Raw genomic sequence first — 20,335 nt, 5'->3', positions numbered from 1 at the left:
CGGCAAGCATTCAGGCGCTTTCAAGCCCACACTTGAATGGCAGCCTTACCGCACGGCCGCCAAGCGCTTCTGCCATCACCGCGTAGCTTGTCGCTCAGCCCAGCACGCGGCCATGGATTCGCCGCTCATCCGACCGCTCTTTTTGCCATCAGGCGATGCTGCTTTGGCGCTTTGGCGCCGCCATGCCGGGCTCCAGAAGCACAAGTTGCTGACGCACACGCAGCACCAATTGGGAAATGCTCCGCGAGCTGGCCAATTCTGCGCGCTGGGCATCGGCCACGCTCAGTAACAGGCGATCATCACCCGGATCGCGCAGCTCGAGTGTCACCAAGTCATTAGTGCCGATAGTGCAACGGCAGGCCAGGGGCAAAAAAGCGGCTTCGACAATCTGCCGCTGTTCGAGAATGGACATCATCATGCGTCTCTCCATTGCAAAACACCTCGCTGATACCTTCTACAAGCGAAGCGTGTTGCATCGATTTGAGTGATTGCCACATAGCAATTACCAAGAGAGTTGCATCAGCAATGCCAGGTAGTTTCTTCAAACAAATCAGCTTGAGCGCTCAAGCGCCCTCATGCAACTTGCACTGGCGCGCTTACTTACTCAGGTATTTTGCACGAACCCCAGCCTCTACAAATTACATCCTTGTACAACGACATAATTTACAAATAACCACCACTCGTCTCTCCGCCTTTATATAACTCGAACGAATACAATAAAACCCGCTTCGTAATCGATGAGGATGTCCTCATTTCGACAATTGAGATTGTGGAGATAACAAGATGGCACATAGCAACCCAGGTAACTTCGCCAACGACCGCGACAAAGCAGCCGAAGCGGGCCGCAAAGGTGGCAAACAAAGCGGCGGAAATTTTGCCAATGATCGCCAGAAGGCAGCGGAAGCAGGTCGCAAAGGTGGTCAGAACAGCCATGGCGGTGGTGGAAAGCGCAGTTCTTCCTGAGAAGCACAAATACTGCGAAACCTGCCGCTGCGGGTTTCGCGTTTCTTTTAAACGCTTATAAAGAGTTGCCACAGCAACTTCCCCTACACGCTATTTAATCAACGTTGAAACATAGCGTCCGCCATCCCCACCGGCTTTCTAGCTGCTCCATACAGAACAATTTCCTGCCTCGATATTCTGGAAACTGCCACTTCTGAGTCCATCCCCCATAAGGCAATAAATCATTTGCTCAATAATTCGACGCCGATCGCGCACAGGCATCCAAGACCAGAAGGCAGACTGAGCCGCATAGTCGTCTCTCTATAACGAAGGGAGACGGACCATGAATCACGATGATCCTCAACGGCGCAGCCACGACTGGGCTCTACTGTTTCTGCGCATCAGCGCCAGCCTGTTGTTGCTGGCCGTTCACGGCCTACCGAAGCTGCTTGATCTGCAGGCGGAGCTGGGCCGAATCGAAGACCCGCTCGGTTTGGGTCAGGGCATCACCCTGGGCCTGGCGCTATTCGCGGAAGTAGCGTGCCCGCTGCTGATCGCGTTGGGTCTCTTTACCCGCCTGGCCTGTTTGCCGATTCTCGCTGTACTGGCGGTGTCGCTGACGCTGGTACACCCCGAGTGGAGCCTGGCCGACGGGCAGTTCGCCTGGCTGCTGACGATCATCTTCGTCACGCTGCTTATCGGCGGTGCCGGTCGTTTCGCGCTGGGCCACAACCTTCGCTGGCAATAAGCGCCCGGCGCTTAGGAGATCCGATTTCGGCACGGCAAGCGTGACCCACGCCACGGGTGGCTCGTCATCATTCTGTAATAAAACTGAAATACGCCTAGAATGCGCTTATCGGCCATGCACTCGTAGAAGTGCAACGCCGGAAACAGTCCGAACTTTCTGCCATTTCAGCCACCTATGCACACTGCAAATGACAGTTGGAAGTCCCATGATCAAGACCACCAAACCTCGCGCTACCGTGATCTGCCAGCAGCGGGACAAAGTGCTGCTGGTGCGCAAGGCCGATGCCAAATGGACACTGCCCGGTGGCAAGATCGAAGCTCACGAGCGGCCAGCCGAAGCAGCGCTGCGTGAACTCTGCGAGGAAACCGGGCTGGATAGCACAGCGCTGGAGTTTCTGGCTCTGCACGAATTCGACAGCCGCCCCCATCACGTCTTTCGCGCGACGGTGCCCGAGTACCTGGCCGCGCAACCGCAGAACGAAATTGCCGATTGCCGCTGGTTCTCAGCCGTCGACTTGGACAAGGCGATCAAGAAATCGGCGCGCAAGCTGCTAGAACTGTACTTCGCCAGCAGCCACGGCAAGCCTGCCTGACAGCCTTTCACCGCGCGATCAGCCGACCTGATCGCCCTCGATCATCTCGTGAATACGGCTGGCGATTGCCTGCATGGTGAAGGGCTTGGTCAGCAAGCGCATGCCCGGCTCCAGATGGCCATTGCCGATCACCGAATTCTCCGCATAACCGGTAATGAACAGCACCTTCAGCTCCGGTCGCTCCTGGCGAGCAAGGTCCGCAAGCTGCCTGCCGTTCATGCCGGCCGGCAGGCCTACATCGGTCACCAGCAGGTCGATGCGCGCATCGGACTGCACGATCTTCAACGCGGAGGGGCCATCACCGGCTTCCAGCGTGGTGTAGCCCTGCCCTTCGAGTACCTCGATTACCAGCATGCGAATGGCCGGCTCGTCATCGACGATCAGTACCGTTTCGCGGCCGGCATTCGGCTCCTCGGCCGAGGCTTCGACCGTCTCGGCATCCGCCTCGTCGCTGCCATCGTAGAGGCGAGGCAGGTACAGACACATGGTGGTGCCCTGGCCAACCTCGGAATAGATGCACACCTGGCCGCCGGACTGACGCACGAAGCCATAGACCATCGACAGCCCCAGGCCAGTGCCCTCGCCTAGTGGCTTGGTGGTGAAGAACGGCTCGAAGGCGTGTTCGATCACCTCTGGGCTCATGCCAGTACCGGTATCGGTCACGCACAGCGACACGTATTGACCCGGCGGTACATTACGCCCGCGCGCGGCGTAATCATCGATCCACTTGTTAGCCGTCTCGATGGTCAACCGACCGCCGTGGGGCATGGCATCGCGAGCGTTCAGACACAGATTCAGCAAGGCGTTTTCCAGCTGCGGGGCGTCGATGAAGCTCGACCAAAGCCCTGCAGCCAGCACCACCTCGGTCGTGATATGCGGCCCCACGCTGCGACGCACCAGCTCTTCCATGCCGGTGACCAGCCGGTTGACGTTGGTCGGTTTGGGGTCCAGGGTCTGCCGGCGCGAGAAAGCCAGCAACCGATGGGTCAGCGACGCGGCACGCCGCGCCGCGCTTTGCGCAGCACTGACGTAGCGATCCAGATCCCCTAGACGCCCCTGCCCTAGGCGCATCTGCAAGAGTTCCAGCGAACCGCTGATGCTGGTCAGCAGGTTGTTGAAGTCGTGGGCGATGCCGCCGGTCAACTGGCCCACCGCTTCCATCTTCTGCGATTGACGCAGGGCATCCTCTGCCACCCGCAAGCGCTCCTGTTCCTGCAGGCGCTCGGTGATGTCGTAGACGAACTGGTAGGCGCCGATCTGCTGGCCATTACTGTCGTTGAGACGGCTGAAATGCATCTCGTAATGGCGCATGCCCTGCTCCGTCGGCAGCGGCACCACCACTTCGAACTCCTCACCGGCCAGCGCCCGTTGCCAGGGGGCGATCACGATATCCAGGTGTTCGGGGCGTTCCTTGAGCGCATGCTTGAGATCCTCGCCGATCTGCGGGCGGGCGCCAAACACGCGCTCGTACTCGCGCATGCCCGAGCCGTTGATGGCGATCCAGCGGTAGTCGAAGCCCATGATGAAGATCAGCGCATCGGCGCCGTCCACCACCCCGGCCAGCACGCGGCGCGCCTCGTTGGCATCGCGCACTCGCGCTTCCAGGGTCTCGTTGAGCTGGCGCAGCGACTCCTCGGCCTGCTTGCGCTGTGTGATGTCCTGGAACAGCACCGCCACCTGCTTGCGGCTGGCAGGCCCAACACGGAAAGCGCTGATCTCCAGGTGGCGACCGGTTGCGATCAGCTCCTGCTCGAAACGTATCGGCTCGCCGCTATGCAACACATGGGCATAGCGCTCGACCCAGCTGTCGGCCTCCTCGCCTACCATCTCGCGCAGCTTCTGACCGACCACGTTGCGGATTCCGGCGTGCTCGGCGTAGGCCGGGTTGGCTTCGATGTGCACGTAATCGCTGAGCGGCCCATGGGGGCCGTCGAAGAACTCGATGACGCAGAAGCCTTCGTCCATGGTGTTGAACAGAAACTCGTAACGTTCCCGCTCCTGGGCGAAGGCATGCTCGACACGGCGCTGCTCGGCAATGTCGATTTCCTGGATGAACAACCCCTCGACCCGGCCCAGCCCATCGAACTGCGGTTGGTAGCTGAAATCCACCTGATGCCCGGGCCGGCCGGGCACCTCGAAGTTACGCGCCCGCACGGCGCGACCACGCCGGTAGGCCTCTTCGAGCAAGTCGATGAAGCGCCGTGCCATGCGTGTGGCCAACACCTCGCGGGCCGGCTGGCCGATCACATCGTCCAGGCCCAGCAGACGCTGGTAGGCGGGGTTGAGGTATTCGAAACGCAGCTCAGGGCCATGCAGCACAGCCATCGCTGCCGGCGCCTGCTCGAAGGCCTGGCGAAAGCGCTGATCCGCCGACACGCCGTCGCCGGCCGTCGCAGCCAGGCTGGCCCTGAGCTGGGCATTTTCTGCCTCGAGCGCTTGCAACCGATGCCGAAGGGCTTCGACGTCATCAGATATCACGATAGGACCCAGGCGGCAGAGAAAGAGGCTCAGCAAGGCAGCCATTGAAGCCTGTATCGCGGCGTTTTACCACGGCCGCCGCGATTTATATTTTGGGCTGGTTGGTGAGTTCACCGGCAACCGAGAACCCGCTTCTGCTGCGCAGGGCAGCGACTCAGGCCAGCTTGAAACGGTTTACCTGAGCCTGCAGATCCGCCCCGAGGCGCGCCAGATCGACGCTGGCCGCCGAGGTTTCCTCGGTGGCGGCCGACGACTGCTCGGCCACGTCGCGGATGCTCGACACGCTGCGGTTGATCTCCTCGGCGACCGAGCTCTGCTGCTCGGCGGCAGTGGCGATCTGCTGGTTCATCTGCTGAATTTCCGAGACCGCGGCGTTGATCGCGCTCAATGCGCTATTGGCCTGCTTGGCAGCATGCACCGTGGTTTCCGCCTGGGCGCAGCTTTGGCCCATCATCGCTACGGCCTTTTCCGCGCCGTTCTGCAGGTTGCCGATCAAACCCTCGATCTGCTCGGTGGACTCATGGGTGCGCCGCGCCAGAGCGCGGACTTCATCGGCAACCACGGCAAAACCGCGGCCCGACTCCCCCGCCCGCGCCGCCTCGATGGCCGCGTTGAGCGCCAGCAGGTTGGTCTGCTCGGCGATGCCCTTGATCACGTCGAGCACGGTGCCAATATTGCCGCTGTCGTGCTTGAGCGACTCGATGGCATGGGCCGAATCCTCGATGGACACGGCCAGCTTCTCGATACGCGCCACCGCCTGCTGCACGGTGTGCTGACCTTCCTGGGTCTGCTCGTCGGCGTTACGGGCGTACTCGGCGGCCGATTCGGCGTTGCGCGCCACATCCAGCACGGTGGCGGTCATCTCGTTCATGGCGGTGGCCACTTGTTCGGTTTCCATGCGCTGCTGGGACACACCGGCACTGGTCTGCTCGGTCACCGCAGACAGCTCTTCGGCCGCCGTGGCCAGTTGCGCCACGCCATTGCCCAGGCGGCCCAGCAGATCGCGTAGGCTCAGAGTCATGTCCTGCATCGCCTGCATCAGCTGGCCCAGCTCGTCGTGGCGATCCGGCACGATGTCGGCGGACAAATCGCCGTTGGCCACCTGCTTGGCCACGCCGACCACACGCTGCAGCGGGCCGACGATCATGCGGGTAATCACCAGCGCGCACAGCACGCCCAACACAAAGGCGATGGCAGCGGCACCGAAGAGCATGGTCTTGGCGCGGCTGGCATCACCGTTGAGCAGCGTCAATTGCATTTCAAGCGACTTATCGGACGATGCGGCAACCTGACGGGCGCGCTCGGTCATGTCCTTTTCGGTAGCGTTGTAACCCTCGATCGCCTTGCGCATATTTCCGAACTGCTCGTTGTACTGCTGCAATTGAGCCAACCCGGCCTCCACATCCGCCTGATCAGCAGGATTGCTCAACTCACGGTTCAGGGTTCTGCCCTTCTGGGCGAGCGAAGCGAAATGCTCCTGCAATGCAGTGGCATATTTTTCATCTTCACGCAGGAGAAAATCCTTCTCCCGTCGACGCGCCTCAAGCAACTCCATCGCCATGGAGTTAGCCTGGTTGGCCTGACTCAACACGTCGATGCTGGTCTGGTCACCCGTCAGGCGAATCTGCTCCACGGCGGCCTTACGCAGGCGCTCTTCGAGATCCGCAAAGCGCTCGAGCGCTGCACGCGCCGCCGTCTCCATCGCGGCCTGCGCGTTCTTGTTGGCATCGGTGGCTTGCTTGAGGCTTAGCAACTTTTCGCGGTAGCCCTGCAGGTCATCCTGCACGGTGCGCATCATCGCCTTCGTTTCGGGATAAAGCATCTTGCCTTCGCTGACCTTGGCCTGTTGCTCGGTTTCATCGGTCAGTGCAATGGCCTGTTGCATGTATTGGTCGTCATCACGAAGCAGGAAGTTCTTTTCCTGCTGACGAGCCTGGCTGAGCTTGCCGTCGATGCTGCTGACGCCCAGCAGGATGTCGATACGCTGCAAGGTGGTGTGCAAGGCGGACTGGCCAACCCAGACAATGGCCAGAGTGATGATCAGAACCAGGCCGAAACCGCTGAGCAGCTTCTTTCTAACGCTCATGTTGAGCAGCAGGTTTGTGACAGGCATAGGGTGACTCCCTGATTATTCGATAGAGCACAGGCGCGTTGGGCGCCATGGTGTGCACAAAGAACCGATACGATTCGGCAACGGCTTTTCTGCTGCATAAACAGCACTATCGGCAGGCAGACACGAAACTGTAAATTTTGTAATTTTCAATGACCAGCACGCGGGGCAGCGCATGACGCCTGAGGCCAGCACAAAGGCGTTTGAGGACATAAAAGCTGGCGCCATAAAGCCGACACATCGTGCGTTTTAAGCTCCGGCGCCCCCTTGATGAGCAGATTTCGCTCACCGGTTGGCGAGGTACTTAAAAGCTGTAAAAGCCAGGCAAGAACCTTTCCGATTGGCACTTTGCTCTGCCAAGCAGGGCCAGTTGCCAGATCACCGGCCCTTGCGCAGCAGTAGCCAACTCCTCCGACACTTCGCCGACGAACGAACGCACTAGGAGCACATCGACAGTGATTGGCACCTGCTCGGCAACTCTTATTCATCTGGGTAAGAGAGCTGTTAGTGAAAGGAGCTCAACGCGGGCCACGGAATGACCAGCCCGAAGCACGTTAGAGTGACCGGCAAACCACTACAGACCGCTCTATATCGGCCTTTCAGGTATCTTCGTACAACTACCCAGCTGGTCAGAAATGTTCACACCTCGATTGTGAAGTGACTCTATACTGGCGCCACTCCAATGACATGGAACTAAACCCATGCGCCTCGACACGCTGACACTCAAGACCCGTCTGATCATCGCAGTGGCTATCCCCTGCATCGCCCTGGTACTGGTCGCGGTGACCAGCCTCAACAGCATGTCCAACATGCAGAAGGAGGCCAGCGCGCTCTACCTCAACACTTCCGCACCCATGCGCGCGATGGCCGAAGCTGCCTCGCGTATCCCGCGCATGCGCGTGGGCATCGACATGATGCTGCTGCAGGAAACCGCCCTGCGCGACGAGCGTGGGGTGAAGACCCGGGTACAAGAAGCGCTCAACGAAGACATTCCCGGCATGCGCGAGGCCATGCGCCACGCCGTCGAGGCCCAGGTCAATCCGGAGCGCCGTGCCCAGGCACAGCGCCTGCTCGACCAGTTCGAGACCATGGTCAGCAATGAGCTGACGCCCATGCTGCAGGCGCTGGACGCAGGCGATATGGCCCGCGCCCAGCAGATCTACCGCGACCAGTACGCCAAGAGCTACGGCGTGATGCGCGGCGGTGCCAACGAGCTGCTCGACACCCTGCTGCAGCAGGCCGAACAGCAGAATCAGAGCAGCACCGACAACTATGAAGAAGGCCGCACGCGGCAACTGGTGATCATCGCTCTGGGCCTACTGGTGTCGTTCGTCGCCTCCTGGCTGATCGTCAGCAACCTGCGCCGACGCGTATCCACCCTGCAGAACAGCCTGGGCCATGCCGCCGACAACCTGGCGCTCAACGCACCCATCCAGCTGAACGGCAGCGACGAGCTCAGCGACATCGCCCAGAGCTTCAACCGCTTCCTGGCAAAGGTGCACGGCATCATGCAGCAGCTGGCCGGTAACTCCCGCGAGCTGGCGGCCATGGCCCGAGATGTGGCCGAGCGTGCACGACTGACCCAGAGCAACTGCGTGGCCCAGAGCGACCGCACCGTACAGGTGGCCACCGCCATCCACGAGCTCGGCTCGACGGTCAATGAAATTGCTGGAAATGCCGAGAACGCCGCTCAGGTGGCCCGCGAAGCCACCGACTATGCCAACACCGGACGCGAAGTGGTGGACCAGGCCAACCGGCAGGTCGACTCGCTGAACGGCGAGCTGGAGCAGACCGCCAGGGTGGTCGGCGAACTGGCCGGGCAGATCGAGGCGATCAGCGCGACTCTGGGCACCATCCGCAGCATTTCCGAGCAGACCAACCTGCTGGCCCTCAACGCGGCCATCGAGGCGGCTCGTGCCGGCGAGCAGGGCCGTGGCTTTGCCGTGGTGGCCGACGAGGTACGTACCCTGGCCAGCCGCTCCGGCGCCTCCACCGAGGAAATCCAGAAAGTCATCGACCGCCTGCAGGCCGAATCGCGCTCGGCGGTCGAGGCCATGGCCAAGGGCCGTCAGCAGAGCGAGCGGGTGGTCGAATCCGCCGGCAAGGCGTCCCAGGCGCTGGCCCAGATCAACGGTCATATCACCCAGATCAGCGACCAGAACATCCAGGTCGCCACCGCCACCGAGGAGCAGTCCGCAGTGGTCGAGGAGATCAACCGCAACGTCGAACAGATCAACCAGTTCACCCAGGAAACCACGCAGATCGCCGATCAGCTCAACGACGCCAGCAGCAACCTGCAACAGTTGTCGCGCCAGCTTGACGAGCTGGTCGGTAACTTCAAGCTGTAAAAACAGTTGCCGCCGGCGCAATGCCGGCGGCGGCCTTGCTAGTCCCGCTCCGGCGCCAGCAGGCGCGCGCCCAGCACCACCGCCCCGCCCAGATACGCCACCGCGCTCCACGCCGCCATCAGGATGCCGCCGAAGCGCTGGTCATCCAGTTGCTCGAACCCGAACGCGCCCAGGCAAAGCTCGGCGGGATAGATCAGCTTCGGCGCCATGATCAGCACCACGCCCAGCATGGTCATGTGCACGAAGGTCAGGAAGAAGCCGGACATCGCCGCTGCCAGCCCCCGACGCGAATCGCTGGCAAAACCGAGCAGCCAGACGCCAAGCCCCACGGCAAGAAAGCTGGCCTGCTGAGCGACGAACGCCCAGACGTTGAGCGCCGCCGCTTCATGCAGCGGCGGCGCATGCCAGCCCCACACAATGGCCATTTCAGCAGCGAAGATTAATGAGATCGTCGCGCCGCTGTGGCGCAGCCTGTCTACCCTCAAGCCTGCGCGGGCCAGGCCGATGGCCAACAGCGGCGCCGCCAGGGCAATCACGCCCAGGTGCAGCAGCATATGGGCGGAAAACGCCGTGCGGCTCATCGCCGGCAAGGGCCCCAGCCAGCAGGCGGCGAGCACCACGAAACCGAGCAGCAGCGGCCAGTTGCGCGTTGGCCTGCTTGTCGCGGCGAGCTGATCAGCCATCGCGCGATTGCGCCAGGGCGGTGGAGATTTCCCGTATCGCATCCGTCGGCGCGGTGCGCAGGGGAATCAGGCTGGCCAGCTCGCCCTGCGGGTTCATCAGATAGACCGCGCCGGTGTGGTCGAGCATGTAGGTATCGCCCATTGGCACCTTGCGAAAGTACACAGCGTAAGCATCGGCGACCTGCTGGATCTGCTCCGAGGTGCCGGTCAGACCGAGGATGCGCTCGTCGAAAAAGGTCGTGTAGGCAGCCAGCACCTCGGGTGTATCGCGGTCAGGGTCGAGGCTGATAAACAGCGGCTGCAACCAATCGCCCTGCTCGCCCATACCGTCGAGCACTTTGGCGACCTGCATCAGGGTGGTCGGGCAGATATCCGCGCAACGGGTAAAGCCGAAGAACACCAGCAACCATTGTCCGTCGAAACTCTCGTGCGTAACGGCGCGCCCACTCGGGTCACGCAGTTCGAATGGCCCGCCGATGCGCTGGCCGGCATCGACGGCGGCCGCCACCGGCGTGCGTGCCGGCCATAGTTGATAGGAAAGCGGCAACGCGGCGAGCAGCAACCCGGTGATCACGGCGCTGGCTATCCAGGTGCGTTTCATGTGCGGCTTCCTCATCCGTCGCCGGCAGTGCCCTGCGCCTGCCTGAGGTTAATGACCGCGCCCGATCAGGCAGAGTGCGACCTGTAAAAGGTAACCTCAGATCTCCAGCGCCACTGGCCTCATACCTTGGCCGACGACGACAGCTGCAGCCATACCGAAAACGCGCCCAGAGCAGCCCAGAAAATGGTGAACAGCCAGGGCGAACGCAACGAGAAGCGCAGGGACTTCAAATAGCGCTCCTTGCTGGACTCATGCTCGCTGAACAGCGGCGACTCGTCGTAGGCGTGGCCAAACTTCGGCTCGCTGTGCAACAGCTGCTGTTGCTTGAAATGCCAGTGGCCGATGATCGCGGCCGAGGCGCGAATGCCCGGCCAGGCATTCAGTGAACTGACGATGCCGAGCAGCGCCAGCATGGTGGGCACCACCAGGGTGAACATGTCGCCCCAATCAGGGTTGGCGTTGGCCATCGACGAAGCGAAGGCGATGACCAGAAACGACTGCGCCGCCAGGTAGGCGTTGGTGCGGTCGGCCATCAGGTTGGTTTCGTACTGGATCTCCCGGCGATAGAAATCCAGGCGTTCCTTGGGCGTACCGAACATCAGCGAGTCGGAGACTTCGGAGTCGTCTCCAACCGGTTCGGCTTCAGGTGAGGTGATGATTCTGGACACGTGGAGAACTACCGGTTCGGCGGTGAAAAGAATGACGCCGGCGCCTCGCAGACATGCTGCAGGGCGCCGCAGGGTCGTTAGCGCTTGGCTTCGGTATCCGGCGCTTGCGAGCGGGTCAGGAAGGCATCGGTCAGCTCGGGCAGGTGAGCCTTGATCCACTCGGCCATCGCCTCCTCCTGGGGCAGGATGGTCTCGCAGACACGCTGGGTTTCGCGGTCACCAGCAGCCTTGGCGGCGGCGATCAGTACGGTGTAAGAGGCGATTTCCAAGTTCTCGAACACGTAGCCGCTCATGGCGCCCTTGATCACTTCATCGCTCATGACCGAGCCACCGACCGCCTGACCGAAGGCGGTCAGCTTGCCGGCGATGTCCTTGAGCATGGACGGTTTCTCACCGAGACGCTCCAGGCAGCCTTCCAGCAGTTCACGCTGGCCCTGGGTCTCCTCGATATGCTGTTCGATACGGGTCTTGAGTTTCGGATAATGTTCAAGGCGCGCGGCCTGCGCCTTCAACATCTGCTCGGCCTGCTGTTCCATCGCGTGGGCATCACGAAGCCAGCTCAACAGATTTTCGGTTTTGGTCGCCATGATCATTCGCTCCTAACATATTTGCGGATTCATTATTGGGAACGAGCGCGGCGCCAATACGTTCGCAATTAAGGACGAGCGGTTTATTTGAATGAGCGAACAATTAACCAGCATGTTTTTCTGACAACTAATCCATTCAAGAAAACGGTCAATACCTATACGTACAATCAATAATTTATACACAAATAATTAAATACAGCTTCTAGTACAAGATCATGGCTATTTTTTCGCTATCAATAAAAAGCCCCGCCAAGTGCGGGGCTCGATATTGGGTCCGGCTCAGGCCGTCGGGCGCTGGCGACGGTCCAGATTGCGCCGCGTCCACATCATCTTGGCAGCGGTCGGGCTTACCGGCGCGCCGGTGAAGGTAGGTAGCTTGCGGCGTACCCAACGGGCGCCAGCGCCCTTCCAGGAAATCTCGCCGCTGACCAGCTTCTGGTCGCGCTCCAGCTCGTGGGCCAGGGCACGCAGCTCGTTCTGCTCGACCACGGTGCGGCGGTCGATGGCGCGGCAAAGTTGGGTTTCGCCACCCTTGGCAACTGTCAGCAGAAATTTTCCGTCCGGGCGCGGTGTGAGGGTGATTTCATGATCCGGCAGCGCAGACGCAAGCACTTCAATGGCAACAGCAGTCATTGGAAAACTCCCTAAGTGAATGACGGTTTTTAACGTCATTCGGTATTGCACAGCGCATGCCAAAAAAATGAACTTAGCAAACGCCTGCAAACTGGGCCTTTCGGTCAACTTTTCCAACAATCCACATTGCAAAGTGCAAGATGCAACTTGCAGAGCACCGCATTTTGCATGCCATCAAATTAGAACCACAGAAATAATCTCGACATATATAACTGGCGCACTTTCCAGTTAATTTACAATGCTTACAAAATTAATGACCTCGCTGCCTTTATATAGGCAGCGAGGTCATTGGGCGGTGAAAGTCGAAGATCGATCAGGGGCGCAGAATCACCTTGCGGCAATCGTCCTCCTGCTTGTCGAACAACCGATAGCCCTCGGCGGCATTGGAGAGGTTCATGCGGTGGCTGATGATGATCTCCGGCTGCAGCTCGCCACCCTGGATGCGTTCCAGCAAATCCGGCAGCAAGCCGTGCACATGGGTCTGGCCCATCTTGAAGGTCAGCCCCTTGTCGAAAGCGTCGCCGAACAGGAAGCCGTGGATAAAGCCTGCGTACACGCCGGGCACGCTGACTGTGCCGCCGCGCCGGACCGCCGCAATGCATTGACGCAGCGCCTTGCCACTGCTGCCCTCGAGCTTGAGCTGGGTGAGCAGAGTTTCGGTGGCGCTGCCCTTGGCTTCGAAGCCGACCGCGTCGATGGCCGCATCGACGCCACGGTGGCCGTCGGTCTGCTCGATGATCGCCTCGGCAGGGTCATCGACCTTGTCGAAATTGATCGGCACCACGCCATAGGTCGCCCGCGCGTATTCGAGGCGGTACGGCTGGTTGTCGACCATGAAGATCTGCCGGGCGCCGAGCATCCGTGCACAGGCCGCCGCCATCAGCCCCACTGGGCCGGCGCCGTAGATCGCCACGCTGCTGCCCTCCTTCACCCCGCCATTGATCACCGCCTGGTAGCCGGTCGGCAGGATGTCGGTGAGAAACAGCACGCGCTCGTCATCGAGCTCATCGGGAATCTTGAACGGCCCGGCATTGGCCTTGGGCACCCGCACCAGTTCCGCCTGACCGCCGGGCATTCCGCCATACAGGTGGCTGTAGCCGAACAGCGCGGCGCCAGAAGGAATCTGCTTCTTGTTGAGGATGGCGCCGCGACCATCGTTGGTGGTTTCACAGGCGGCGTGCAGGTTCATGTCGCAGAAGAAGCAGCTGCCGCAGGCGATTACGAACGGCACGATCACCCGGTCGCCCTTGCTGACCGCCGTCACGGCGCTGCCGACTTCCTCGACGATGCCCATGAATTCATGGCCAAACACGTCGCCGTGTTTCACCTGAGGAATCTTGCCGCGGTACAGGTGCAGGTCCGAGCCGCAGATCGCCGTGGCGGTCACCCGCAGGATGATGTCGTCCGGCTCCTGGATGATGGGGTCGGGTACGTTGTCGACGCGAACGTCGTGGCTGCCGTGATAGGTCAATGCGCGCATGCTGCTCTCCAGAACGAGGGTTTGAGTGCCTGTTCTAGAGTCCGAGGAGGCGCCGATTCCTTTGGTTCAGCCCCAGGGATAAGTGGCCGCTTACGCTTGTGGCACGGGGCTTTGCAGCATTTTGATGGCTTGGGCGACGCGTTCGGTGAGGGAGCCGCGCAACTCGTGATAGATGCAGCCGCGGCGCTGTAACTCGTCGCGATACCAGGCCTGCTGGCGACGGCGAAAGGTTTCGTCCTGGCGGGTGCCGTCCTGCACGAAGGGAAAGTCGTCAGCGCACAGGAAGGTGTGCGTATAAGGCCGCTCGGCCAGGCGCTGCAACTCGGGCTCGGCGTCACCGAACATCGCGCCGCTGTAGAACAGCGTGGTCAACGGCGAGGTATCGCAGACCAGGTACCGGTTGGCGCGCTCGGCGGCAGCGTTCTCGCGGGCGACCTGGGTACGGCCGATATGCAGCAGATCGTCGTACTGCAACTCGCCACCCCGCGCCTCCCAACACTCGCGCCCATACTCGGCGACATACACGCTGCCCAACGCCTGGGCCAGGGCTGCGGCCAGGCTACTCTTGCCGGTAGACTCGCCGCCCAGCAGCACGATGCGCTCGACGAAATCGGCATACACCGGCGGCGCCAGAAATGCCTTGAGCCGGTGGGGATCTTCACGCAAGCGAGTACCGGAGATCGGCACGGCAGCCCGCGCCTGATCGATGCAGACATGCTGCACCGGATGGCCAAAGCACTGCGCCAGGTGCGCGGCGAAGCCATCGCCATAGCTTTCACTGGTGAACACCGCATCGACCGTGGTGCCAAGCACACCCTGGCACAGCTCGGCGACGAACTGGCGCTGCTGGTGATCGGGCGCCTCGTTGTGCGGCAGATCAGGCAGCACCCGGCCCTCGCCACGCCAGGCGTCGATACGCGCCTGGGTGACCACCAAAGCTGGCACATCGGCAAAGCGCGTCTGCAACCAGCGCTCGCGGCGTGGCGCCTCGCAGCCGGGCAACTCCGGCAACGAGTAGCTGAGCAGGTGGAGCTGCTCGCACTGGGCCAGCGCCTCGCGGATCAGCAACTCATGGCCCAGGTGCAAAGGTGAAAACTTGCCGACCACCAGGGCGCGTTGAAAGGCTTTGCGCATCTCAGGCCAACCGCTCCTGGCCCTGCAGCTCGCGACGCCAGCGGTACAGGCCGTACCAGGCGTTGCACCAGAACAGCACGTAAAGCCCGGCGGTGAGGTACAACTCGCGGGAGGCGAACAGCGGCACCGCCAGGGTGTTGACCAGCAGCCAGCCGTACCAGGTTTCCACGCGCCGGCGCATCAGCAGCAGTTGCGCCAGCACGCTGAAGGTCAGCACCAGGGAATCCACCAACGGCGCATAGGCGTCGGTGAAACGATGCAGCAACAGGCCGTAGGCAACCGCGACGATGACCGCCAGGGCCAGGTAACCGAGCAGTGCTTGAGGCGGCGTACGGCTGATCGGCAACTCACCGCCAGCGTTGCCGTGCAACCAGGCCCACCAGCCCATGGCGCTAGTGACGATGAAAAAGCCCTGCAGGGTGACATCGGCGTACAGCTGCACGGTGAAGAACAGCCAGCCGAACAGCAGGCAACCGACGATGCCCACCGACCATGTGTGCACACTGTTGCGCGCCGCCAGCAAAACGGCGATCAGGTTGGCGATATTGGCGAACAGCTCCAGATTACTGGGCATCAACGAATCCTTGTCAGGCAGCCTTGGCGCCTGTCAGCCGGGTCGGGAGAGAGTGAGTGGCACATGGGGAGCGAGCCGAGGCGCAGCATAGCGCAACGCTTGTAGCAAGCGCGCGGTCATCGCCTGGCTTGATACTATCGCCTGCTGACCAGCCGCGCGAGGACGACCATGAGTGATGACCGCCCCACCCGCAAGCGCCCGAACCTGCCGACGGGCAAGGCGCCGACCCTGGCCGATGTCGCCAAGGTTGCCGGGGTGTCGCCGATCACCGTATCGCGTACCCTCAACCAGCCGGAGATCGTACGCGCCGAGTTGCGCGAAAAGGTATTCCGCGCGGTACAGCTGACCGGCTACGTACCGGCCATGCTCACCGGCGCCGCCACGCAGCGCAGCCGGTTGATTTCCCTGCTAGTGCCGACCGTGGCCAACTCGATCTTCGCCGACACCGTGCAGGCACTGATCGACACCCTTACCGAGGCCGGCCACGAAACCCTCATCGGCCTGACCAACTACAGCGCCGAGCGTGAGGAACAACTGCTCGACACCATCCTGCGCCGCCGCCCCGATGGCATCGTGCTGACCGGCACCCTGCACACCGAGGCCAGCCGCACGCGCCTGTCGCGCTCGGGTATTCCCATCGTAGAAACCTGGGATCTGGCGCCGCGGCCGCTGGACATGCTGGTGGGTTTTTCCCATGAAGCGGTCGGTGTGGCCACTGCGCGCTATCTAACCGGCAAGGGTTATCGCCGCTTTGCCGTGATCACCCTCGATGACCCGCGCGGCCAGCGCCGTTGCGACAGCCTGGTCGCCGAAATCGCCAGCCAGGGCATCACCGATGTACCGCGCATCGTGCTGCCGCCACCGGCGACGGCCGACCTCGGCCGCGAGGGCCTGCAACGCCTGCTGGGCGCTGGCGAATGCCCGCAAGTGCTGGTGTGCAGCTCCGACACCCTGGCCCATGGCGTGCTGGTCGAAGCTACCGAGCGTGGCATCCGCGCGCCGGACGATATGGCAGTGATGGGCTTTGGCGATCTGAACGTCGCCGCGCACCTGCAGCCGTCGCTGTCCACGGTACGCATCAACGGCGCCGAGATTGGCCAACAGGCCGCCCGCGCCCTGCTCCAGCGCCTCGAGCATCCCGACGAAAAGCCGATTAAGGTGCGCATCGATACCGGTTTCAGCATCGTCGAGCGGCAGAGTGCGTGAGGGCTTACATCACTGCTTGGCTGATTGGTGGCGGAAGCGGTCGGTCGCGCGAACGTGTAGGAGGGCCTTTAGGCCCGAGCTCTTTGCATCTTCATAAAGCTCGGGGCTAAAGCTCCTCCTACAAGAGCCGCGGCGCTCGATGTCCGCTTCTGCCTTGAAGCAGTCCCAAAGCCCTACCCAATCCCTTGAATGATTACCTAATCAGCTTAACGTCCGAATTCAAGCCAGTGATTCACACCACCTGGCGGCGCCAACAAGAACGTCAAGCGAGGTAATCCGCGTGAGTGAACACACCCTTTCCCAAAGCTGTGCAGACCAGGACCAGATCGCCTGGGTGCGCATCGCCTCGGTCTTCCTGCCCCTGGCCAACCCGATCAGCGATGCCAAGGTACTGACCGGCCGGCAAAAGCCGATGACCGAGATCGCCATGCTGTTCGTGGAGATCGAAAGCAAGGACGGCCACCGCGGTCTGGGCTTCAGCTACTCCAAGCGCGCCGGCGGCCCCGGTCAGTTCGCCCATGCCCAGGAAATCGCCCCGGCACTGCTCGGCGAGAACCCCAGCGACATCCAGAAGCTGTGGACCAAACTGTGCTGGGCCGGCGCCTCAGTGGGCCGCAGCGGTTTGTCGACCCAGGCGATCGGCGCCTTCGACGTGGCCCTGTGGGACATGAAAGCCAAGCGCGCGGGCCTCTCCCTGGCCCGCCTGCTCGGCGCCCAGCGCGACTCGGTGCGCTGCTACAACACCTCTGGCGGTTTTCTGCACACGCCGCTGGACCAGCTAAAGGTCAACACCGATCTATCGCGCGAGAAGGGCATTGGCGGCATCAAGCTGAAGGTCGGCCAGCCCGACTCGGCCCTCGACCTGCACCGCGTCGCCACCATTCGCCAGCACCTGGGCGACGACTTCCCGCTGATGGTCGACGCCAACCAGCAGTGGGATCGCCCCACCGCCCAGCGCATTTGCCGGCGTTTCGAGGAATTCAACCTGGTATGGATTGAGGAGCCGCTGGACTGCTACGACGCCGAAGGCCACGCCGCTCTGGCCGCGGCCTTCGACACGCCAATCGCCACCGGCGAGATGCTCACCAGCGTCGCCGAGCATGCCGAGTTCATCAAAGCCCGCGGCGCTGACTACCTGATGCCTGATGGGCCGCGCGTCGGCGGTATCACGCCGTTCCTGAAAATCGCCGCCATGGCGGAACATGCTGGAGTGATGCTCGCCCCGCACTTCGCCATGGAGTTGCACGTGCACCTGGCTGCCACCTACCCGACCGAACCCTGGGTCGAACACTTCGAATGGCTCGAACCGCTGTTCAACGAGCGCCTGGAAACCCGCGATGGCCGCATGCTGGTGCCGAACCGCCCCGGCCTGGGCCTGTCGCTAAGCGAGCACGTGGCTGGGTGGACCGCCCAGCAGGCGGAGTTCGGCCAGCGCGGCTAAGCTCTTCTTTGTGCAACAAAGCGCTACCGGCCCTGTGCCGGTAGTGTCGTTTGTACGAGTGGCCAATTGACGCCATTTTTTGTGTAACCACTCTTTAACGGTCACAAGCGAAGCACTACACTCGCCGCCCCGCGGTGGAACATCCGACAAATCGCGTGGAACGTCGGCGAACAGAGCCCCCTTTGTTAAAGGTTCCGCGCTTCTGGTCGAAGTAATGGAAATCCAAGGATTATTTCTCTGTCAGGAGCTGCGGCATGCAGTCGTTAAAGTCGCTGTACGATTCCATCGAAATGCACTTTTTCGATACCTTGACCAAAAAGCTCTCCAGCCTCTTTTTGTTAGTGGTGGTCAGTGGCCTGCTGGTCTGGGTGGCCTTGAGCCTGCGCGCCGATATCGTGCAGCTGCTGCACGGTGCCCAACTCGACCCGGCATTGCTCAAGCAGGTCGAAGGCAAGCTCGACACCCTGGGCACGGCGCTGACGCTCAGCGCGCTGTTCACGTTGGGCATGGTCAGTTTCATGGTCTGGTATTTCCGCCACCTGATCGTACGCCCGGTCGACAACATGACCCGCGCTTTGGAAGAAATCGCCAGCGGTGAAGGCGACCTGTCCCGCGACCTGCCCCTGCTCACCCACGACGAAATCCGTACCCTGGCCAGCACCTGCAACCGCTTCCTGGCCAAGCAGCGCGAGATCATCAGTAACGTGCAGGCACTGACCGTGCAGATCGCCGTGGAATCGGCCCGCTCGCTGAAGAACATCAGCGACTCCAGCGACAGCGCCACCCACCAGGCGCGCTTCGCCAATGAGGTGATGAGCGAGAGCAACATCGCTGTCGGCCGTATCGACGAGGTGTCGCAGCAGACTCAGGCGATCTCGGCGACCACCGCACATAACCTCGGCATGGCACAGGACTCCTACGCGGAACTCCTGGAAGTCACCGGCAACATCAGCGCCATTTCCAACAGCCTCAACGAATTCAGCACCCTGGTTTCGGCGCTCAACGAGCGTTCGTCGAATATCAAATCGGTGGTCGGCCTGATCCAGCAGATTTCTTCGCAGACCAACCTGCTGGCCCTCAACGCCGCCATCGAAGCGGCCCGTGCCGGCGAAAGCGGCCGTGGTTTCGCAGTGGTCGCCGATGAGGTGCGCACCCTGGCGCAGAACGTCAGCCAAGCCACCGGCGACATCTCGCAAAACATCGACGCCATGCTCAAGGAAGTCAGCACCACCCACGAGCAGACCGCACGCATCAGCCAGAGCGCCCGTGAAACCCAGGTGGTGGTCGAGCGTGCCACAGGGCACTTCGAGACGATGATCGGCGACTTCGAATCCACCACCAGCAAGCTGGCGGAGATCGCCGAGCACATCCAGCAGGTGGCCGATGCCAATACTGGCATCAACGATCGCGTCACCCAGATCCACGCCGACAGCCAGGCCATCGACCAGCGCATGCAGCGCTCGGCCACCGCTACCCGTGATCTCTCAGGCGTTGCCGAACGGGTGCAGGAACTGCTCGGTCGCTTCGTACTTGGCGAGGGCGAACTCGACGCTGCCATCACTCGCGCGACCCAGTGCCGTGACGCCCTGCAAGCGCGCCTGGCAACACTGCAGCGCGAAGGCGTGAACCTGTTCGACCAGAACTACAAGCTGATCCCCAATACCGATCCCAAGCAGTACTTGACCGGATACACCGAACGCTTCGCGCAGATCTGCCAGGAAGAGATCGACCGTCTGACCAAGGGTACGCAAGGCGGCATCGTGACCTTTATCGTCGACAACAAGGGCTACTGCCCGGTGAACAACAGCTGGGTGTCGAAGCCGCCAACCGGCAACCGCGCCGTCGACCTGCCGGTGTGCCGCAACAAGCGCATGTTCTCCGACCCGGTGGGCCTGCGCGCGGCGGGCAACACTCAGCGCTTCCTGCTGCAGACCTACCTGCGCGACACCGGCGAGATCATGACCGAGATCGACGTGCCGTTCTTCTTCGAGGGGCGCCACTGGGGCAACATGCGCATGGGCTTCGATGCCTCGCGCTTGCTCGGCAAATCCTGATGTTGCGATGCGCCTGACAAGCCCTCATGACCCACAAAAAAGCCCCGACGATGCGG

18 protein-coding genes are annotated in these 20,335 nt (G+C 61.8%); 7 read left to right on the top strand and 11 right to left on the bottom strand.

Annotated features, from left to right (window positions below):
- Positions 1-148: 148 nt before the first annotated feature.
- On the bottom strand, positions 149-418 hold the full coding sequence (locus BM279_RS08800) for a DUF1652 domain-containing protein (RefSeq protein WP_093502899.1): 270 nt from the start codon (positions 416-418) through the stop codon (positions 149-151).
- A 365-nt stretch (positions 419-783) separates the two neighbouring features.
- Between BM279_RS08800 and BM279_RS08795 the strand changes: the two genes are divergently transcribed.
- The 3 genes from BM279_RS08795 to BM279_RS08785 all read left to right on the top strand — a co-directional run bounded on the left by BM279_RS08795 (position 784) and on the right by BM279_RS08785 (position 2,282).
- Entirely contained in the window at positions 784-963 is a 180-nt protein-coding gene (locus tag BM279_RS08795) for a con-10 family general stress protein (RefSeq protein WP_093502897.1), read from the top strand.
- A 322-nt stretch (positions 964-1,285) separates the two neighbouring features.
- Positions 1,286-1,690, top strand: coding sequence for a DoxX family protein (locus tag BM279_RS08790; RefSeq protein ID WP_093502895.1), 405 nt, complete (start codon positions 1,286-1,288; stop codon positions 1,688-1,690).
- 205 nt (positions 1,691-1,895) lie between these two features.
- A complete protein-coding gene (locus tag BM279_RS08785; RefSeq protein ID WP_093502893.1) occupies positions 1,896-2,282 on the top strand; it encodes an NUDIX hydrolase in 387 nt (128 codons plus the stop codon).
- Between the two features lie 18 nt (positions 2,283-2,300).
- Here BM279_RS08785 and BM279_RS08780 read toward each other — a convergent pair whose 3' ends face one another.
- Positions 2,301-4,760: a PAS domain-containing hybrid sensor histidine kinase/response regulator gene (locus BM279_RS08780; protein WP_093503519.1), complete on the bottom strand. Its 2,460-nt coding sequence runs from the start codon at positions 4,758-4,760 to the stop codon at positions 2,301-2,303.
- Positions 4,761-4,914: 154 nt separating this feature from the next.
- On the bottom strand, positions 4,915-6,873 hold the full coding sequence (locus tag BM279_RS08775; RefSeq protein WP_093502891.1) for a methyl-accepting chemotaxis protein: 1,959 nt from the start codon (positions 6,871-6,873) through the stop codon (positions 4,915-4,917).
- A 698-nt stretch (positions 6,874-7,571) separates the two neighbouring features.
- Here BM279_RS08775 and BM279_RS08770 point away from each other — a divergent pair.
- Positions 7,572-9,218, top strand: a complete 1,647-nt coding sequence (locus BM279_RS08770; protein WP_093502889.1) for a methyl-accepting chemotaxis protein — start codon at positions 7,572-7,574, stop codon at positions 9,216-9,218.
- Between the two features lie 38 nt (positions 9,219-9,256).
- On the opposite strand, the gene BM279_RS08765 is transcribed toward BM279_RS08770, so the two are convergent.
- The 8 genes from BM279_RS08765 to pnuC all read right to left on the bottom strand — a co-directional run bounded on the left by BM279_RS08765 (position 9,257) and on the right by pnuC (position 15,578).
- Positions 9,257-9,901 carry a cytochrome c oxidase assembly protein gene (locus tag BM279_RS08765; protein ID WP_093502887.1) on the bottom strand — a complete coding sequence of 215 codons (645 nt, stop codon included), beginning with the start codon at positions 9,899-9,901 and terminating at the stop codon, positions 9,257-9,259.
- On the bottom strand, positions 9,894-10,502 hold the full coding sequence (locus BM279_RS08760) for an SCO family protein (protein WP_093502885.1): 609 nt from the start codon (positions 10,500-10,502) through the stop codon (positions 9,894-9,896). The genes BM279_RS08765 and BM279_RS08760 overlap by 8 nt, the downstream gene beginning before the upstream one ends.
- A gap of 119 nt (positions 10,503-10,621) precedes the next feature.
- Positions 10,622-11,170 carry a RipA family octameric membrane protein gene (locus BM279_RS08755; RefSeq protein ID WP_093502883.1) on the bottom strand — a complete coding sequence of 183 codons (549 nt, stop codon included), beginning with the start codon at positions 11,168-11,170 and terminating at the stop codon, positions 10,622-10,624.
- A gap of 77 nt (positions 11,171-11,247) precedes the next feature.
- Complete coding sequence (locus tag BM279_RS08750; RefSeq protein WP_093503517.1) at positions 11,248-11,757, bottom strand: ferritin-like domain-containing protein; 510 nt, start codon at positions 11,755-11,757, stop codon at positions 11,248-11,250.
- A 279-nt stretch (positions 11,758-12,036) separates the two neighbouring features.
- On the bottom strand, positions 12,037-12,390 hold the full coding sequence (locus BM279_RS08745) for a DUF3509 domain-containing protein (protein WP_013790729.1): 354 nt from the start codon (positions 12,388-12,390) through the stop codon (positions 12,037-12,039).
- Positions 12,391-12,703: 313 nt separating this feature from the next.
- Complete coding sequence (locus BM279_RS08740) at positions 12,704-13,870, bottom strand: zinc-dependent alcohol dehydrogenase (RefSeq protein WP_093502881.1); 1,167 nt, start codon at positions 13,868-13,870, stop codon at positions 12,704-12,706.
- 90 nt (positions 13,871-13,960) lie between these two features.
- Entirely contained in the window at positions 13,961-15,004 is a 1,044-nt protein-coding gene (locus tag BM279_RS08735; RefSeq protein ID WP_093502879.1) for an AAA family ATPase, read from the bottom strand.
- Between the two features lies 1 nt (position 15,005).
- A complete protein-coding gene (gene pnuC, locus BM279_RS08730) occupies positions 15,006-15,578 on the bottom strand; it encodes a nicotinamide riboside transporter PnuC (RefSeq protein WP_093502877.1) in 573 nt (190 codons plus the stop codon).
- Positions 15,579-15,746: 168 nt separating this feature from the next.
- On the opposite strand from pnuC, the gene BM279_RS08725 reads away from it, so the two are divergent.
- The 3 genes from BM279_RS08725 (at position 15,747) to BM279_RS08715 (ending at position 20,279) form a co-directional block, all read left to right on the top strand.
- Positions 15,747-16,784: a LacI family DNA-binding transcriptional regulator gene (locus BM279_RS08725; RefSeq protein ID WP_093502875.1), complete on the top strand. Its 1,038-nt coding sequence runs from the start codon at positions 15,747-15,749 to the stop codon at positions 16,782-16,784.
- A gap of 280 nt (positions 16,785-17,064) precedes the next feature.
- Positions 17,065-18,225: an L-talarate/galactarate dehydratase gene (locus tag BM279_RS08720; protein WP_093502873.1), complete on the top strand. Its 1,161-nt coding sequence runs from the start codon at positions 17,065-17,067 to the stop codon at positions 18,223-18,225.
- 254 nt (positions 18,226-18,479) lie between these two features.
- Complete coding sequence (locus tag BM279_RS08715; RefSeq protein ID WP_093502871.1) at positions 18,480-20,279, top strand: methyl-accepting chemotaxis protein; 1,800 nt, start codon at positions 18,480-18,482, stop codon at positions 20,277-20,279.
- Positions 20,280-20,335: the final 56 nt, after the last annotated feature.

The organism is Phytopseudomonas straminea (assembly GCF_900112645.1).
Classification (GTDB): Bacteria; Pseudomonadota; Gammaproteobacteria; order Pseudomonadales; family Pseudomonadaceae; genus Aquipseudomonas; species Aquipseudomonas straminea.
This window is presented reverse-complemented; position numbering and strand designations above follow the sequence as displayed.

What these genes read in the sequence shown, in the direction of transcription:
- BM279_RS08800 (WP_093502899.1), bottom strand. Translation starts at nt 418, where the DNA reads ATGATGATGTCCATTCTCGAACAGCGGCAGATTGTCGAAGCCGCTTTT.
- BM279_RS08795 (WP_093502897.1), top strand. Translation starts at nt 784, where the DNA reads ATGGCACATAGCAACCCAGGTAACTTCGCCAACGACCGCGACAAAGCA.
- BM279_RS08790 (WP_093502895.1), top strand. Translation starts at nt 1,286, where the DNA reads ATGAATCACGATGATCCTCAACGGCGCAGCCACGACTGGGCTCTACTG.
- BM279_RS08785 (WP_093502893.1), top strand. Translation starts at nt 1,896, where the DNA reads ATGATCAAGACCACCAAACCTCGCGCTACCGTGATCTGCCAGCAGCGG.
- BM279_RS08775 (WP_093502891.1), bottom strand. Translation starts at nt 6,873, where the DNA reads ATGCCTGTCACAAACCTGCTGCTCAACATGAGCGTTAGAAAGAAGCTG.
- BM279_RS08770 (WP_093502889.1), top strand. Translation starts at nt 7,572, where the DNA reads ATGCGCCTCGACACGCTGACACTCAAGACCCGTCTGATCATCGCAGTG.
- BM279_RS08765 (WP_093502887.1), bottom strand. Translation starts at nt 9,901, where the DNA reads ATGGCTGATCAGCTCGCCGCGACAAGCAGGCCAACGCGCAACTGGCCG.
- BM279_RS08760 (WP_093502885.1), bottom strand. Translation starts at nt 10,502, where the DNA reads ATGAAACGCACCTGGATAGCCAGCGCCGTGATCACCGGGTTGCTGCTC.
- BM279_RS08750 (WP_093503517.1), bottom strand. Translation starts at nt 11,757, where the DNA reads ATGGCGACCAAAACCGAAAATCTGTTGAGCTGGCTTCGTGATGCCCAC.
- BM279_RS08745 (WP_013790729.1), bottom strand. Translation starts at nt 12,390, where the DNA reads ATGACTGCTGTTGCCATTGAAGTGCTTGCGTCTGCGCTGCCGGATCAT.
- BM279_RS08740 (WP_093502881.1), bottom strand. Translation starts at nt 13,870, where the DNA reads ATGCGCGCATTGACCTATCACGGCAGCCACGACGTTCGCGTCGACAAC.
- BM279_RS08735 (WP_093502879.1), bottom strand. Translation starts at nt 15,004, where the DNA reads ATGCGCAAAGCCTTTCAACGCGCCCTGGTGGTCGGCAAGTTTTCACCT.
- pnuC (WP_093502877.1), bottom strand. Translation starts at nt 15,578, where the DNA reads ATGCCCAGTAATCTGGAGCTGTTCGCCAATATCGCCAACCTGATCGCC.
- BM279_RS08725 (WP_093502875.1), top strand. Translation starts at nt 15,747, where the DNA reads ATGAGTGATGACCGCCCCACCCGCAAGCGCCCGAACCTGCCGACGGGC.
- BM279_RS08715 (WP_093502871.1), top strand. Translation starts at nt 18,480, where the DNA reads ATGCAGTCGTTAAAGTCGCTGTACGATTCCATCGAAATGCACTTTTTC.